The following is a 16471-nucleotide window of genomic DNA, read 5'->3' as shown; positions in this document are numbered from 1 at the left end:
CATCCATGCATCGTTTCATTTTCCCCAAGCGCATCGGGATCGCAGCAATCATCTTGACGGCAATCTGGTCGGGCTCGGTAGCACGTGCCGAAGTGAGCGCCACGCCGGCGAAACCAGTCCCGGATACATCTTCCAAGCCCTTTGTTGCCCAAGTAGTCGGCCTTGAATGGCTTAATCGGCTACAGCGTCGTGATTACCCGACCGAATGGCAGCTACCGTGGACGATGGGGCTCGTTCAGCCGAACAAAAATGATGACATGGTAAGGAACTATCGTCAGAAATTTAGTTCGACTCAACCCATTTCTATTGTTGTGGATGGGAACAGGGGGAAAGAAATTTTTCGCGGGTTTTATAAGAAATATGTAAAAAAATTGTTGGGTTTGTTTGCTGAAAATATGTTTTAAATCCATATTATTTCTATACCGTATCTCCCGATAATGTGGGTAAGTGGAGGGGGCTCGCCGGTATTCGCGTTGAGCTTGCCATCCCTAATCGACTTGATGCTGGCGAGGCAAGCGGATATTTGGCCGATCAGATAAAGGGCTATTTCGAAATCGGGAATGAAGACGCTAAGGAGCTTTGGAGCAGAAATGTTCCAGCGGACGTTCGCGCGCATGTCGGCGGAGCGAATGCCGGATTCGCGTCGTTGAATGCCGCGCTTGATTATCTGCAGGCACATCCTCAGGAAAGCGTCTGGGTAATGAACTGGGACGCCCCGAGCTTCCCGCCGAACGACGAGCAGACCAACGAAAATCTGGCGCTGCTGTTCCTCGCGGGCCCCAACCTGAAGACCGACCGGGAACCGCTGACGTGGATCGGCAAGACGGCGCGAAGCGCCGCCGACGCCTTCACCGAGAAGCCCGGCGCAAGCCGCCGCAAGCAGGCCTGGACGGCGGCCATCGAAGCCGCCGCACGCAATGCCGGCGTAGCCGTTTCATCAGTGAGCTATGTGATCTACGACGCAGGCAGGCAAAGCGACGAGGCGCCCGCGCGCGTGGATGTCCTGTCTCAGGCGGTCGACGCATTGCCGTCGGACGACGGCACCGAGAGGGAAGGCTTCAACACCCCGGCGCTGCTCGGTGACATGGGCGCAGGCACGGCGCTGACGAACGTCGCGCTGGCGATCGGCCGTGCGAACCATCTGGGCGGGAGCGTATTGGTGGCCGGCACGACCGACGTGGATCATCCGACTGCCGTCGTGATCGTCCCGCCATCGAAACTCACCCCGATCGACCCCGACAAGGACTGGTTCCGCGCACGCGGCGAGAACAACGCCTATCTGCCGTGGTGAGGGCGTCGCCACGATGCGCGGCCGGCGGCGCAGGGTTACTCGGAATAGGTGCGCCGGACCCCCGGTTACGCCTCGTCGCGCGGTCAGCGATCCGTAATGTGAGATCGAAGCGCATCCCCCACGCATCTTTCAATATCTTTTCATTCATGCAAGCCGCAACCAACCGTCACGCCCTTGTCACAAGCCCAACAGGTCTGCCCCCAATAGGAAGAATTTTCCACGCCTTTCACAGTTCCCGACGTTCCACTTCACCAACGAATGCAAATTGAAAGCATTCTCTTGACGCAGAGCATTCACCCCATTTATTGTCCGTCTGCCGCCGTCGTGAGAGAGCACGGCCGGAAATCGCGGATGCCTGTCATTGGGGCACGACAACCCGCAGCAGAAGCAGAAAAGGAAACGTGGTAGCCACATGAAGCCGCTGTTCGATGACAAGAAATCCGACGCGGTCAGCGATCGTCCTTCCGGCCCGTCTTCGTCTCCCGTCGTCATGCCGCTCGCGGCCGACACCACGCACCCGATCACCCTCGACGAAATCGACCAGCTCGGCGCGGCGCAGGGCACCCGCATCGCCGCGTTCTCCCAGCAGATACTCGCGAGCGTGCGCGCGTCCGACGCGGACCAGTTCGGCGACAAGCTCAACGAACTGATCGCAACGGCCAAGGGCCTCGACCCGCGCAGTGCCGACAAGGGCGGGCTGCTCACGCAAGTCACCCGGCTGTTCCGTTCGACGAAGGAAAAGCTGCTGTCGCAATACGAATCGGTCAGCAAGCGGATCGACACGCTCGTCACCGAGCTCGAACAGCACGCGCAGCGCCAGAAGGCCGGCATCGACGCGCTCGAGCAGATGTACAACGACAACTACGCGCTGCACCAGGAACTCGCGCAGGCGAAGGCGCGCGGCGAAGCCGCGCTCGCCGCGCTGCGCGCGCGCCTCGCGGCCGGCCGGCAGCAGGCCGACGACGCGTTCGCCGCGCAGCGGCTGCTCGACGTGCAGCGCACGGCCGACGCGCTCGGCAGCAAGCTCGACGATCTCGACCGCGCGATGCTGATGTCGAAGCAGCTCGCGCCGCAGATCCGGATGGAGCAGGACCAGAAGCGCACGCTGACGTCGAAGTTCATGACGATCAGAACGGTGCTGATCCCCGCGTGGACCAACGCATTCGCGCTCTACCTCGAGCAGCTCGGCACGAAGCGCGCGGCGGCGCTCGCGAACGCGACGTACGACGCGGCCGACGAGGCGATCCGCGCGCAGGCGGACCTGAACCGCGCGAACGCGCAGGAAGTCGCGAAGCTCGGCCAGCGCCCGGTGATCTCGGCCGACACGTTCGAATACGCGCAGCAGCAGCTGTTCGGCGCGTTCGACGACGTCACGAGGATCATCGCCGAAGGCAAGCGCCAGCGCGACCAGGACGCGCCGCGCCTGCGCCAGCTCGAACAGGACCTGATCACACGTTTCGCTCCGAAGCACCATTGAAGGACACCGCATGATTACGCTTGAGAAACGCGCGGCGAAGGTCGCGATCGTCCTCGAAAAACGCCGGATGCTGAAGCCGCCCGTCGTGCGCGTCGGCGCGGCGCTCGACATCTCCGGCTCGGCGAAGGCGCTCTACCAGTCGGGCGTGATCCAGGAAACCCACGACCGGATCCTCGGCATCGCGCTGAAGTTCGACGACAACGGCGAAGTCGACACGTGGACCTTCACCGAGGGCTACGACCGGCTGCCGACCGCGACGCCGGACAACTACGGCGCCTACATCACCGACTACGTGCTGAACGGCAACATCACGAAGTGGGGCGGCACGCAGTACGCGCCGGTGATGAACGACATCGTCGACTTCTTCTTCCGCGCGCCGGAGCCGAAGCGCGAAGCGAAACGCGGCTTCCTGAGCCGGCTGTTCGGCAGCGCGGGCAGCGCCGGCGACGCGCCTGCCCCGGCGAGCGCACCGGCCCCGGCCAACGGCCACCTGCCGGCCTGGGTGCTGTTCGTCACCGACGGCCAGAACCCGAAGCACGATCGCAAGCGCGTGCGCCAGCTGCTGACGGAGTCGCAGCACTACCCGCTGTACTGGTCGCTGGTCGGCGTCGGCGATCCGCGCGAATTCGACTTCCTCGCCGAAACGGCCGGCGCGATGCCGAACGTCGGCTTCCTGCATCTCGAATCGCTCGACGTGACCGACGAGCAGATCTACGAACAGCTGATCACGCAGGAATTCTGCGACTGGGTGCGCGCGAAGTGAGCGCGGGCCCGCACAGCCTCTTTTTTTTCAAACCGAGTCACATCCCATCATGCTGAAAGACTTCAAGATTCCGCTGTCACTGACGGCACTCGCGCTCGTTGCGGCGTACCTGCTCGGCGGCTTCAAGGACATGCTGATCGTCGCCGTCCTGTGCGTGCTCGAGATTTCGCTGTCGCTCGACAACGCGGTGGTCAACGCGTCGGTGCTCAAGAACTGGTCGGAGAAGTGGCGCAACCGCTTCATGGTGTTCGGCCTGCCGGTCGCGGTGTTCGGCATGCGGCTCGTGTTCCCGCTGCTGATCGTCGCGGTGATCGGCCACATCGGCATGTGGGAGGCGCTCACGCTCGCGATCGACGCACCGGAAAAGTACGCGGCGATCCTCACCTCCGCGCATCACCAGGTGTCCGCGTTCGGCGGCGCGTTCCTGCTGATGGTGTTCTTCAAGTTCATGCTCGACACCGGGAAGGACGAGCACTGGATCGGCTTCCTCGAAGGCCCGATGAGCCATCTTGGCCGGATCACGGCGCTCGAGGTCGCGCTCACGCTCGCGATCGTCATCATCGCGTCGCTGTACGTGCCGTCGGCCGAGCAGGTGAGCTTCCTGCTCGCGGGCGCGTTCGGCGTGATCAGCTTCGTGATCGCGCACGGCATCGGCGACCTGATCGGCGGCGAGGACACCGGCACGCGCGTGGTGCGTGAAGGCGTCGCGGGCTTCATGTATCTCGAAGTGCTCGATTCGTCGTTCAGCTTCGACGGCGTGATCGGCGCGTTCGCCCTGTCGAACAACATCTTCCTGATCGCGCTCGGCCTGGGCGTCGGCGCGGCCTACATCCGGGAGATGACGCTCGTGCTGCTGAAGAAGGGCACGCTCGCGCAGTACCGCTATCTCGAGCACGGCGCGTTCTGGGCGATCGGCGCGCTGGCGGCCATCATGTTCCTCGGCGTCAAGCTCGAGGTGCCGGAGGTCATCACGGGCCTGATCGGCGCGGCGATGATCGGCGCGGCGGTGTGGTCGTCGATCGTCGCGCAGCGCAAGGAAGAGCGGGCCGAGGCGGCCGGCAAGTAACGCCGCTGCGCGGATATCGCGACGACGGGCTGCCGGACGCAGCCCGGCTTGGCCGCCGGCGACCGGCGGGTTGCAGCAGGAGAGGTTCAGATGATCAATTTGTCGAAGGGCGGCCGCGTCAACCTGTCGAAGGAGGCGCCCGGCACGCAGAAATTCCGCATCGGCCTCGGCTGGGATGCGAACGCGACGGATACGGGCACGGATTTCGATCTCGACGTGTCGGTGTTCCTCTGCAAGTACGACGCGCAGAACAATCCGAAGCTGATCTCGGATCAGCACTTCGTGTTCTACAACAGCGAAGTGCGCACGATGGACCGCAGCGACACCTTCATCCAGCCCGGCCACGATTTCCCGAAGCGCGGGATGCCGTCGTCGACGTGCCTGGGCGTCGTCCATAGCGGCGACAACCGCACCGGCAGCGGCGGCGGCGACGACGAGGTGATCTTCATCGACGCGACGAAGCTCGCGACGGACATCGAGGAAATCTCGGTGGTCGTCACGATCGACCAGGCCGACGTGCGGCGCCAGAACTTCGGGCAGGTTCGCAACAGCTACATCCGGATCGCCGACGAGGTGACGGGCGCGGCGATCGCGCAGTACGCGCTCGAAGAGGATTTCTCGATGGAGACGTCGGTGCAGGTCGGCAGCTTCTACCGGCGCGACGGCCACTTCATGTTCAAGGCGGTCGGCGCGGGCTACAACCGCGGCCTCGGCGATTTCGTCCGGGCCTATGGCGGCGTGGTCTGACGGGCCGCGGCCCGGTGCGCCGGACAGGACGCGGCGATGACCGGCCCGCCTGACGAGCCGAAGGCGCTCGACTTCGACGACGGCGCGCCCGCGCGCGTGCCGGGCCGTCTCGTGTTCGGCGCGCCGCCGGCCGACCGGCCCGAGCCGAAGGCGCTCGATTTCGGTCCCGCCCCCGAGCGGGACACGCGCGCCTTGCCGGCCGCCGCGGCCGGCAAGGCGCTGTTCGGCGAAGCGAACCATCCGCTGCTGGAACAGTGCTTCGACGCCGCGCAGCGCGCTTTCCCGAATCTCTATCCCGACTACGCGCCGCGCATCGAGCGGCACATCCGGCAACTGGTGCCGCTCAGGCTCGCGAGCGTGGCGACGATCGGCGACGGCGCGCTCGAAAGCGCCGGCAATCTCGTCGAGGCCGTCGCGGCGACGACGCGCGAATTCAACGAACTCGACGCGGCCGACCTGATGGCGGGCCTGCTCGCGCAGGCTACACGCAGGGCCGGCATGCTCGAACGCTGGCTCCGGCCGTCGTCCGGGCAGCTCGACTACCGCGCGGCGCTCGGCGCGCTCAAGCAGTCGCTCGGCTTCTTCCCGGGCCGGACCGGGGAGCTGGCCGCAAAGCTCCGGCACGCGGAAGAAAGCCTCGTCGTGGTGCTCGCGGCGTTGAGCGCGGTCGCGGACGTGGTGCGCGCGCCCGACGACGCGGGGCTCGAGCGCATGCTGTTCGACCGCCGCAACATCGTCGGGCAGGCGGTGCAGCAGATCCGCATGCAGCCGGCGCAACTGCGCAGGCTCGACGAGCGCGTGACCGACCTGCTGTCGCGCGCCGATCACCTGATGAACGTGGTGCTGCCCGCGGCGGCCGCCGCGCGCCTGCAGGGCTGAGCGGAGCGGGCGACGGGCGGGGGACGGCCTGCCCGCCGTCGCGCCGCGCATGGGCGCGCCGCCGCGAGTCTGCTATCTTCCCGGGCATTCCATTGCATTCCGACCGATTCTCCATGACCGACCGCATCGTCGCCGCATTCGATTTCGACGGCACCATCACCACGTCCGACAGCTTCCGCCATTTCGTCCGCCATGCGATCGGCACGCCGCGCTTCGCATGGGCGGGGCTGCGCGCGCTGCCGTGGATCGTCGCGATGAAGGCGGGGTGGATCTCGCGCGGCGACGCGAAGGCGAAGTTCGCGTGGTTCGCGTTCGGGCCGATCCGCGAGGACGCGCTCGACGCGCTCGCGCGCCGTTTCGTCGACGCGGACCTGCCGCGGCTCGTGCGCCCGGAGATGCTCGAGCGGGTTCGCGCGCATCGCGCGCTGGGCCATGAGCTGGTGCTGGTGAGCGCGTCGCCGTCGCTGTACCTGGAAAAGTGGGCGCAGGCGGCCGGCTTCGACGCGGTGCTCGCCACGCAGCTGGCGTTCGAGCGCGGCGCGTTCGCCGGCCGGCTCGACGGCGAGAATTGCTGGGGGCCGCAGAAGGTCGTGCGGCTGGGCGCATGGTGGGGCCAGCACCCGCCGCAGAAGCTGTTCGCGTATGGCGACAGCCGCGGCGACAAGGAAATGGCCGAACGCGCGAACTGGGCGTGGATTCGCGGGCAGGGGCCGATGCCGCCGATCGATGCGTGACGCGTGATGCGTGATGCCCGACGCATGGCGCGCGAACGGCGCGCCGCTCACTGCAGCATGAAGATCTCGTATTCGAGCGTGTCGAGCTTGCGGTCCAGCCAGCCGAGCCCGACGAGCACCACCACGAGCAGCGAAATCGCGAAGCCGTAGCCGTAGAACACCGGGCCGGCGGCGAGCGTCGCCGCGGTCAGGCACCCGTTCAGCACGCAGAACGCCGCGATCAGCACGAGCGCCGGGCGCCGCCGGTCGAGATAGATGAAGCTGTTCATGATCGCGAGGAACACCATCTGCAGGCTGGTCGCGATCACCTGCACCGACAGCAGCGGCATGTAGAGCCGCGAGATGCCCATCGCGTCGAGCAGCAGCGGGCCGGTCGCGAGCACGACGAGCACGGTCAGCGTCTGCACCTTGACGATGTCGAACAGCGCGCTGCGCAGCGACTGCGCCATCGCGTCGTGCGCGTATTCGATCTGCTGCAGCGAGCCGCCTTCGCGGATCGCGGTGTTGAACGCGCCGTAGTGCCGCGCGAACTCGGTTTCGACGCGCAGCAGGAACACCGCCATCCCCGGCGTGATCGCGAGGTACGCGAGGAAGATCGGAATGTCGTAGATCACCGACGCGTGCAGCGGCCCGACCACCGACTGCCCGGTGCCCGGCGAATACCAGAACATGATCTTGTCGATCCAGATGCCGACGTTGTACAGCAGCCCGATCAGTATCAGCGTCGGATAGCGGTGCACGCGCCGGAACAGGTCGAACGAGATCACGCGCGTCGCCGGGAAGCCGCCGTAGACACGGGTCAGCAGCAACAGCAGCAGCAGCGTTTGGCCGAGCACGAAGCCGTACAGCAGCCCCTCGAGGCCGAAGTGCTTGAGCGCGACGGCCGCGACGGTCGTCACCGCGTAGCCGACGAAGAACGCGCGCAGGATCCCGCTGTATTGCTTGAGCCCCGCGAGGAAGACGCTCGCGATCCAGATGTCGCACAACAGCACGAAGCCGGTGACCATCAGCGCGCGATACAGCCCGCGTTGCGCATCGAACACGAAGCCGGCGGCGAGCAGGCCGAGCACGATCGCGCCGGCCGTGACCGCGAGCAGCGCGCCGGTGAAGTTCGGCACGATCGCGTCGAGCTGCTTGTCGAACAGGCGGTCGCTCGTGAAGCGGGTGAGCGTGAGCTGCATCGGGCCGGTGACGATCAGGCTCGCCGCGATCAGGTAGGTCGCGGACACCTGGAAGTCCGACACGATCGCGTTCGGCAGCAGCGGCGACGCGCCGAGCAGCCCGACGAGCAGGATGCCGACGATCGACCAGATCCACGGCCCGGCGCCGACCAGCCCCGCATACGCATACGCGCGCATGATGCCGAGCAGCGAATTGTGCCGCGCGAGCCGGCGCAGCTTGATTCCGATGGCGGACATCGATCGCTCCTTCGTCGAGGGCCGGTTGCCGTGGCGCCGCTAGCCGCGCGCCGCGTACGGACACGACGCGGTGCTGACCACGCGCCCCGGGTCCGGCATGTGCCGGTCCGGCGCGCCGGCCAGCGTCGCATACAGCGCGCGGTACGCGCCGACCATGCGCTCCTGCGAATAGAAGCGCTCGACGCGCGCGATGCCGGCCACCTGCGCGGCGTGCCATGCGTGGCCGTCGGCCAGCAGCGCGACGGCCTCGCGGGCGAGCGCGACCGGATCGGCGATCGGCACGATCCGGCCCGCGCTGCCGAGCGCGGCGTCGTCGGCATCGGCGCCGTGGATCAGCTCGGCGCACGCGCCGACGTCGGTCGTCACGACCGGCACGCCCGCGGCGAACGCTTCGAGGATCACGAGCGGCAGCGCTTCCGAGATCGAGCTGAGCACCAGCACGCCGATCTTCGGCAGCAGCTCGTCGATGCGCTGCATGCCGAGCAGCGTCACCTTGCCGGCGAGGCCGAGGCGGTCGATCAGTTCGCGGCATTCGGCCGCGTAGGCGGGATCCTCGTTTTCCGGGCCGGCGATCCAGGCCTCGGCGTCCGGCATCGTCCGCACGACGGTCAGCATCGCGCGGATGAAGGTCTTCACGTCCTTGATCGGCACGACGCGCCCGATCAGGCACAGCACCTTCGGCGCGTCGGCGGGCCGCTGCCAGCGCAGCGGCGCGAGGCGCCGCAGGTCGACGCCGTTCGGGATCGTGCGCGTCTTCGACGGCGGCGCGCCGTCGACGATCTGACGGCGCCGGTTGCCTTCGTACAGCGCGACGATGTCGTCGGCGGCTGCGTAGGTCATCCGGCCGAGCGACTCGAAGAAGCGCGCCCACATCTCGTGGAAGTAGCCGATATGCGACGCGTCGTATTCGATCAGGTTGCGGTTGTCGCGGATCCACTGGCTCTGGAACAGCTCGATCTTGCGTTCCTTCGTGTAGATCCCGTGCTCGGAGATCAGCAGCGGCCGCCCCTGGCGGTGCCGCAGCAGCGCGCCGAGAAAGCCCGCGTAGCCGGTCGACACCGCGTGATACATGCGCATCGGGATCAGCCGCTCGGCGATCCCCGCGAGCTGCCACAGCGGCCGGTGCATCAGGCGCACGGACCAGAAGTAGTCGGAGAACGACGGGTCGCTGCAGTGCGCGCGATACTGGTCGGTCAGGAACGTCCATGCCTCCTGGCTGTACAGGAACTGCGCCTCGTCGAGACGGTGCTCCTCGGTCAGGTCGTCGACGACGCGGCGCACGAGCTTGTTGTCGAGCGGCGCATCGGCGGGCCGGCGCAGCTGCTCGTGCAGCGCCGCGATCCGCTCGAACGCGTCGCGGTTGCCGCGCACGCCCTGCACCTGCGCGGGCGGCGGGCCGGCGTCGTACAGGTAGTGGTTCTCGAGGTGGACGACGTTGGTCGGCAGCGGGTAGGCCATCTTCGGATAGTCGTCCGGCTTGCTGCCGAGAAAGCACAGGCCGAACGTGTACTCGGGGAACGCGCGGACGATGTCGTGCACCCACGACGACACGCCGCCGCTCACGTACGGATAGGTGCCCTCGAGCAGCAGCCCGATGTCGGCGGTCAACGCGCGCGGCAGCACGTTGCCGAGCGCGTCGGTGACGGTGGCCGGCCGGCGGCCGGAGTGCGCAGCGAGACCTGGGTCGCGCATCATGATGAACGTCCTCGTCACGTTTTCCAGTAGTCGGCGATCGGCGCGAGCAGGTGCGGCGGCACCGGCGGCAGGTCGCCGAGGTAGCGCCGCACGGCCGCGTAGTCGCGCCGGCGGTAGGCGATCTCGGCGAGATAGGGCAGCACCCGCATGCGCGGAAAGCCGCACGCGATCGCTTTCACGAGCATCGCCTCGGCGTCGTCGAGGCGGCCGGTCTCGAACGCGAGGCGGCCGCGCAGCCGCCACAGCGCACCGTCCTGCGGCTGATGGTGGAGCGCGCGCAACGCATGCGCGTCGGCCTGTTCGAGCGCGTTGCGATACACGTCGCCTTCGACGAGGCGCGCGTAGACCAGCTCGCCGTGCAGCTCGGCGAGCGTCTTGTCGATGCGGTAGCGCTCGTCGTCGCTGATGCGCCGCGCGAGTTTCGCGCGCTCGACGACGATCTGCTGCGTGACGCGCTTCTCGCTCTTGTCGAGCATCCCGTACGCGAGCAGGCGCACGTCGTCGGCCGGATCGTTCAGCAGCGCGTGCAGGATCGGGCTCGCGGCGCGCACCGGCATCGTGCGCATCGCGACGAGCGCGGTCACGCGGTGGCCGACCGCGGTGCGCCGGTTCAGCAGGCCTTCCTTGACCTGGTGCTCTTGTGCGTAGGACAGCGTCGCGAGCAGGTGCGGCGTGAACTGCGGCTCGCGCACGAGCACGATCAGCACGCCTTCGTCGAGGCGCGGGAACGCGAACGCGCGCAGGCGGCTCGCGAGGCGCGCGATCGCGTCGGCGGCGTTGCGGCCGGCGCCGCGCGTCGCGTGCAGCGCGCGCGCGCCGGGCCAGCCCGACGGCCGCTGAGACAGCCCGGGCGACCCGGGCGGCGCGAGGTGGCCGCCACGTGCGCGGGCATGGCGCGATGGGCGGGCGGATTCAACGGGTTTCATCGCAGGCGGCCAGCAGTTGGCGCAGCGCGCCGTCGGACGGCGTGCCGTCGAGGGGCGACCAGCGCGCGACGATGCGCGCTTCCGCGAAGCCGATGCCGTACTGGTCGCGCACGTCGGTCTCGATGCGTTGCATCTGCGCCTCGACCGCCACTTCGTCGCACAGCGGCATGATGAAGACCAGCGCGCACTTGCCGCCGGCATGCAAGGCCCACTGCACGTGGAAGTCGAGGTTCGCGCGCTCGACGTGCTCGAAGATCGCCTGCGCCTGCCGGCTCGCGTCGAACTGCAGCATCACCACCGACGACGCGACACCGTTCGTGCGCCGCAGGTCGGCAAGCCGCGCGTATTCGAGCGCGAAGTCGTACGGGCAGTCGGGGAACGCCTGCAGCAGGTCGTGCGTGAGCGCCGCGTGCCGCACGCCGTTCGCGTAGTAGCTGCTCATCACGATCAGCAGCTGCAGGTTGTCGGTGGTCAGCGCGAGGAACGGCAGCTGCGACACGACGAGCATGCCGACCACGTCTTCGCCGGCGCCGATCAGCGGCGCGCATGCGACGTAGCGGGTCCGCGCGCGGTCGCGTGCGTCGAGCGACTGGAGATGCGCGAGCGACAGCTCGTCGAGCGCGGCGATCACGAGCGGATCGTACGCGTCGAACTCGAATGGCGTGCCGATGCCGGCGACCGGCGCGGCGACCAGCTGGCCGTCGCGCACCGCGTGGATCTGCGCGGCTTCGATCTGGCACGCCTGCGTGACGGTTTCGAGGAAGCGCTGCGCGCCGGGCAGCGGCGCGTCCGGCGTCGACACGCTGTCTTCCAGCATCATGTCGCGCAGCCGCGCGAGCGCGTCGCGCAGCGTCGCGGGCCGCACGAGCAGATCCTGTTCGAGCTGGTCATGCGACAGCCGCAGCAGGAACTGGTTGTTGGTCAGCACCGACAGGCGCTCGCTCAGGTACGCGTTCGACGTGCGCGCCTGCGACAGCCGCGTCGCCCACGTGTCGCTGAACTGGCCGGCGACCAGCATCGTGATGAAGCCGCCGACGAAGAAGTCGCGCGGAAATACGTCGGCGAGCGGCAGGCGCGCATAGAACACGCCCCATGCGCCGACCAGCAGAAGTGCGCCGCCCAGGCCGGCGACGGTGCCGTAGCGCAGCGCGACGAACAGCGGCAGCAGCCACATCCACGGAAATGCCTTGCCGAGCAGCAGCGGATCGGCCGGGGAGAGCACGCGGCACAGCGCGAAGACGAGCACCGACAGCACGAGCGTCTCGAGCGCGACGTAGGTGGCGGTGTGGTCGCGCGGCAGCAGCGACGCGAAGCGCGCGGCCGACGTGCGATGCAGGATGCGTGCGCGCAGGCTCGGATGCTGGGCGCGGGGTGGCGTGTCGCCTTGCGCGTCGATCCCCGCATCGAATCGCGTCGATTTGGAATCAATGGCCATCGAAAACCTCGCGCATCCCGATTGTTGTCGTATGTTGCGGCCCCCGCGGGGGCGGCGGCCGCGCCCTGGAGTTCATCTGCGTGTCACCATGCCGGGCCGGGAACGGTGAGCGTGCCGCCCGCGGGCAGCGCGATGCTGGAAATCGGCTGGCCGCCGTAGGTCTCGACGCTCGTGCCGTAGCTGATGCCCGTGACGGGCACGGTGACGGCCTTCGTCGTCGCGAGCCGGATGCTGTTGCCGGTCGCGCCGAGCAGCAGTGTGCCGCCGGCGCCGGATGCGTTGTACGCCATCCGCGCGGCCATCGCGGCGCCGATGTCGTGCTCCGCGAGGCTGAGCACCGGCAGCGCGAACAGCGCGTTGTACTTGTTCAGCGTCGCGCCCATCAGGTCGCCGAGCAGCGTCGACGTGCTCAGTAATCCGTACTGCGCGAGATTCGGCTGGTGGAACATGATCGGATCGATGTCGTACTTCAGCATGTAGCGCAGCCAGATCTCCGATTCCTTGTCGAGGATCTCGCTGTAGCTGAGCGGATGGTCCCAGGTCGGGAAGAGACCGCCCGGCGCATAGAAGTGGTTGTATTCCGACACCCACTGCGCCGGCGTGGTCACGTTGTAGTACAGGTTGGTCGGGTGGCGCGGGATGATCAGCATCGACGGCTGGTACTGGCTGGTGAAGCCGGTGTTCGGGCTCGGGTTGTTCCAGGCCGGCTGCGACGTGTCGGAGACCAGGTAGCGGATCCCGAACGCGTTCGCGGCGCTCAGGAAGTTCGGGTTGCCGAGCCCCGACACGTCCGGCTGCACCATGCTGTCCGCCGTGAACAGCCGCAGGCCGAGCTGCCGCGCGATCTGCACGTTCTTCTGCAGCTCGGTGGTCGCGGCGGCCGAGCTGATCGCGTCGAGGTTTGCATGCGTATACGTGTGGCTGATCCAGCGGAACGCGCCCTGGTTGAGCGCGACGACCGGCGTCAGCGTATCGAGCAGGTAGATGCCCGTCGCGCCCTGGCCGACGAACGGCCATTCGATCTTGACGTTCGCGGCGTTCGGCACGTTCCGGTTCAGGTTGCCCTGCCACGCGGCGGCATTCAGGAAGTCGGTGCCCGTCATCCGGTACGTGAGGCCCGTGGTGTCGCTCAGCGAGCGCGTATCCCAGATGTCGTCGTCGATCAGGATGTCGTCGGGCTGCGGGCTCATGTAGACATGGCGCTGGCCGAGGAACACGCCCTTCGACACCCAGTTGATCACGCCGTACGCGAGCTGCAGCGTGTGGCGCAGGTCGGGATTCTCGTCGGCGGTGATCGTCAGGTTCTGGCGGCCGTCGGCCGACGTGTAGATCGACGCGATCGCATAGCCGTTCGACGTCGACAGCAGCGGCACGACGTTGCTGCCGGCCGGCGTCGCGAGGTAGGTCCACGCGTTGGTGATCGTGATCGGGTTCGCGCCGTTCACGTAATTGAAGATGCCCTTGCCGGCCGCCGTCAGCGATGCCTGCAGCGGCGTGGCGGTGGTGTTCGCGTAGGTGATCAGCGTCAGGCCGTAGTTGTCGGGGAAACCCGACGGATACGTATACAGCGTTGCCTGCCGCACGCGGAACGATTGTTCGTAGTTCCACAGCGCCTGCCATTGCGCGGCGCTGAACGCGCTCTCGTAGTTGCCGGTCGCCGGGTTGAGGTAGCCGAGGTTGCCGGTGCTCAGCAGCACGCCCTGGTAGCGGCCGTTGCCGAGGCCGTCGGACAGCATGCCGGCGGTGAGCGGCGTCTGGGTCGCGATCAGCGTGTCGTACGGCACGCCGACCTGCTTGAGCACCGACGTGATCGCGGCGAAGCTCGGCTCGGTGCCGTTGGCGGATACGACGAGCAGCTTCATTGCAATGGATACGGGCGTTTCGGCGACGGCGCGCAACGGCAGCGCGCCAAGTGCGACGAGCATCGCGAGCGCCAGTGCGGCAGCGGCGCGCGAGGCGGCCGCGCGTGCGCGCACGAGGCGGCGGGTGGCGGCTGCGCATGACTGGCACAAGCGGGAAGCCGGGTTCGGATGCATGATGTTCCCCTCGACCGGGCGATCGGAAACGTGGCTCGTATGCGATGGCAATGTAGTGAGTTATGCGATCCGGTTCGTTACCGGAGCTTGCGGACTTCCTGCTGCGGCTGCGTCGGGTAGGACGGCGGCTGGGCCGGGCCGCGCTGGGCCTGGCGCTTGATCTTGAAGACGAGCGGCGGCGCCGCGTTCTTGTCGCCGTTCGGCGGCGACTGGGTGGATTGCGCGAGGGCGCAGGCCGGGCCGACGGCGAGCGCGAGCGCGACGCCGCACGCGGCGACGGCTCTGCGGCCCGGAAGGCCAGAGATTCCGCAAATCATGATCGATGCTCCGCGTTGTCGAGGCGCCGGGCACGGATGCGCCGTCGATGCTGCCCCTCGCCGTGACGCAAGTAACGTACCAATGATCGGGCCTCCTTGCGCAGGGCGGCCACACGGCGCGCAGCGGGTTGGCGTGCGCCGAATCGCGCGGGTTTTGTTTCATCGCTGATACATCGGAACCGGATTCGGCGCGTGGGCGCCCGGCGCGTTCTCGCGCGCGCATGTGGGGCGGCATCCACCGCATGCGCGTGCAACGGCCCCGCGACGAATCGCCTGCGGCGGCCGTCATCGGTTGCGCGGGCAAGGTTGCAGCGGCGCGTAACAGATGTGCAACGGCGCGCAGGGCACGCGCCGGCACTACGGGAAAATACCGCCCGACGTTTCGCCGTCCTGCAGGGTTCATCGCCTTGAACTTCGAAATGTCTTGGTCTATTTCTTCATCCAAGGCATCGCGCATTCACGCAGTCACGCGCGACCGATTCGATAGCGCGGCGCGTTCGTGTGCAGTCGTGACACGAAACCAGGGATGGCACGCCGCGACGCAAGAAAGACAACACGGGGGTTTGCTGTGCAGAGCCAACAGCCGTTGGGCCCGGGGGGCATGGCCATGTTGGGGAGGATTCGGCGTCGCCTGGTCGGCGTGCGCGCGCTCGTCGCGTGCCTCGCGCCGCTGTCGGCGTCGGCGCAGGCTGCCTCTCTCGACACGGTTCCGCTTCCGGCCGATTCCGCCACCGCGATCGCGGCGCCGCGTGCCGCGGACGACGCGGGTCAGGCGCGCGCGGGCGAGCCACGCGCGAGCGCGGCTGCTGCCGCGGTTGCAGCCGTCGCGCCGCAGCCGGCCTTCGCGTTCTTCTACGGCGCGCACGTGCCGGTTGCCGCGCTGTCGACGTTCGACAGCGTCGTCGTCGAACCCGACAGCGATTTCGACCCGCGCGCGGCCGACACGCCGCACACCGCGTGGCTCGCGTATGTGAGCGTCGGCGAGGTGACCACCGCGCGCGCGTATTACAAGGACATCCCGAAAGCGTGGCTGCACGGCGAGAATCGCGCGTGGGGTTCGGCGGTGGTCGACCAGGCCGCGCCGAAATGGCCCGCGTTCTATGTCGAACATGTGATCGCACCGCTGTGGGCGCGCGGCTTTCGCGGCTTCTTCCTCGATACGCTGGACTCCTATCAGATCGTCGCGAAGACCGACGCCGAGCGCGCGCGCCAGCAGGCGGGCATCGTCGCGGTGATCGACGCGATCAAGGCGCGCTTCCCGTCCGCGCGGCTGATGCTCAACCGCGGCTTCGAGCTGTTGCCGCGCGTGCATGCGAGCGTGTATGCGGTCGCGTTCGAGTCGCTCTATCGCGGCTGGAACCAGGCGCAGCAGCGCTACACCGAAGTGACGCCGGCCGATCGCGCATGGCTGATGCTGCAGGTGGACGCCGCGAAGGCGTATGGCCTGCCGGTCGTGTCGATCGACTACTGCCCGCCGGCCGACGACGTGTGCGCGCGCGATACCGCCGCGCGAATCCGCGCGGCCGGCGTGATTCCGTACGTGACGGGCCCGGCGCTCGACGTCGCCGGCTTCGGCGCGGCCGTCGCGCTGTCGCTCGCCGCCGTGTTTCCGCGCGGCACGCTCGAACGCGCGCTGCTCGACAGCCATGAGACCGATTCCCTCACCGTCGCCTATCTGCGCGCATGG

General features: G+C 67.7%; 13 protein-coding genes and 1 pseudogene. 8 read left to right on the top strand and 6 right to left on the bottom strand.

The window, feature by feature from the left end:
* Positions 1–5 precede the first annotated feature (5 nt).
* From HWY45_RS34080 to HWY45_RS34050, 7 genes and pseudogenes are all read left to right on the top strand, one after another.
* Positions 6–1291: pseudogene (locus tag HWY45_RS34080) on the top strand (virulence factor).
* A gap of 412 nt (positions 1292–1703) precedes the next feature.
* Complete coding sequence (locus tag HWY45_RS34075) at positions 1704–2768, top strand: toxic anion resistance protein (RefSeq protein WP_059878845.1); 1065 nt, start codon at positions 1704–1706, stop codon at positions 2766–2768.
* A gap of 10 nt (positions 2769–2778) precedes the next feature.
* Positions 2779–3531 carry a VWA domain-containing protein gene (locus HWY45_RS34070; protein WP_059878848.1) on the top strand — a complete coding sequence of 251 codons (753 nt, stop codon included), beginning with the start codon at positions 2779–2781 and terminating at the stop codon, positions 3529–3531.
* A 49-nt stretch (positions 3532–3580) separates the two neighbouring features.
* On the top strand, positions 3581–4597 hold the full coding sequence (locus HWY45_RS34065; RefSeq protein ID WP_059809792.1) for a DUF475 domain-containing protein: 1017 nt from the start codon (positions 3581–3583) through the stop codon (positions 4595–4597).
* Between the two features lie 90 nt (positions 4598–4687).
* Positions 4688–5344, top strand: a complete 657-nt coding sequence (locus tag HWY45_RS34060) for a TerD family protein (RefSeq protein WP_059567647.1) — start codon at positions 4688–4690, stop codon at positions 5342–5344.
* A 36-nt stretch (positions 5345–5380) separates the two neighbouring features.
* Positions 5381–6223: a hypothetical protein gene (locus HWY45_RS34055; protein ID WP_059878851.1), complete on the top strand. Its 843-nt coding sequence runs from the start codon at positions 5381–5383 to the stop codon at positions 6221–6223.
* 113 nt (positions 6224–6336) lie between these two features.
* A complete protein-coding gene (locus HWY45_RS34050; RefSeq protein ID WP_059878854.1) occupies positions 6337–6957 on the top strand; it encodes an HAD family hydrolase in 621 nt (206 codons plus the stop codon).
* A gap of 47 nt (positions 6958–7004) precedes the next feature.
* Here the strand turns inward: HWY45_RS34050 and pelG are convergent, their stop codons facing one another.
* The 6 genes from pelG to HWY45_RS34020 all read right to left on the bottom strand — a co-directional run bounded on the left by pelG (position 7005) and on the right by HWY45_RS34020 (position 14784).
* Entirely contained in the window at positions 7005–8375 is a 1371-nt protein-coding gene (pelG, locus tag HWY45_RS34045) for an exopolysaccharide Pel transporter PelG (RefSeq protein ID WP_059878857.1), read from the bottom strand.
* 39 nt (positions 8376–8414) lie between these two features.
* Positions 8415–10070 (bottom strand): GT4 family glycosyltransferase PelF, encoded by a 1656-nt coding sequence (gene pelF / locus HWY45_RS34040; RefSeq protein ID WP_230941857.1) that lies wholly within the window; start codon positions 10068–10070, stop codon positions 8415–8417.
* Between the two features lie 14 nt (positions 10071–10084).
* Positions 10085–10996 carry a hypothetical protein gene (locus tag HWY45_RS34035; protein ID WP_059878860.1) on the bottom strand — a complete coding sequence of 304 codons (912 nt, stop codon included), beginning with the start codon at positions 10994–10996 and terminating at the stop codon, positions 10085–10087.
* Complete coding sequence (locus HWY45_RS34030) at positions 10983–12431, bottom strand: PelD GGDEF domain-containing protein (RefSeq protein WP_059878863.1); 1449 nt, start codon at positions 12429–12431, stop codon at positions 10983–10985. The genes HWY45_RS34035 and HWY45_RS34030 overlap by 14 nt, the downstream gene beginning before the upstream one ends.
* 83 nt (positions 12432–12514) lie before the next feature.
* Positions 12515–14467 carry an Agd3-related carbohydrate deacetylase gene (locus HWY45_RS34025; protein WP_059878866.1) on the bottom strand — a complete coding sequence of 651 codons (1953 nt, stop codon included), beginning with the start codon at positions 14465–14467 and terminating at the stop codon, positions 12515–12517.
* A 77-nt stretch (positions 14468–14544) separates the two neighbouring features.
* A complete protein-coding gene (locus HWY45_RS34020) occupies positions 14545–14784 on the bottom strand; it encodes a hypothetical protein (RefSeq protein WP_059878869.1) in 240 nt (79 codons plus the stop codon).
* 607 nt (positions 14785–15391) lie between these two features.
* Between HWY45_RS34020 and HWY45_RS34015 the strand changes: the two genes are divergently transcribed.
* Positions 15392–16471 (top strand): endo alpha-1,4 polygalactosaminidase (locus HWY45_RS34015; protein WP_176118433.1); only part of this gene is annotated, 1080 nt, incomplete at its 3' end.

The sequence above is a fragment of the Burkholderia stagnalis genome, assembly GCF_902830275.1.
GTDB classification, from domain to species: domain Bacteria; phylum Pseudomonadota; class Gammaproteobacteria; order Burkholderiales; family Burkholderiaceae; genus Burkholderia; species Burkholderia stagnalis.
Note: the sequence above shows the minus strand (reverse complement) of the source record. Positions and strands in the feature narration are given on the sequence as shown.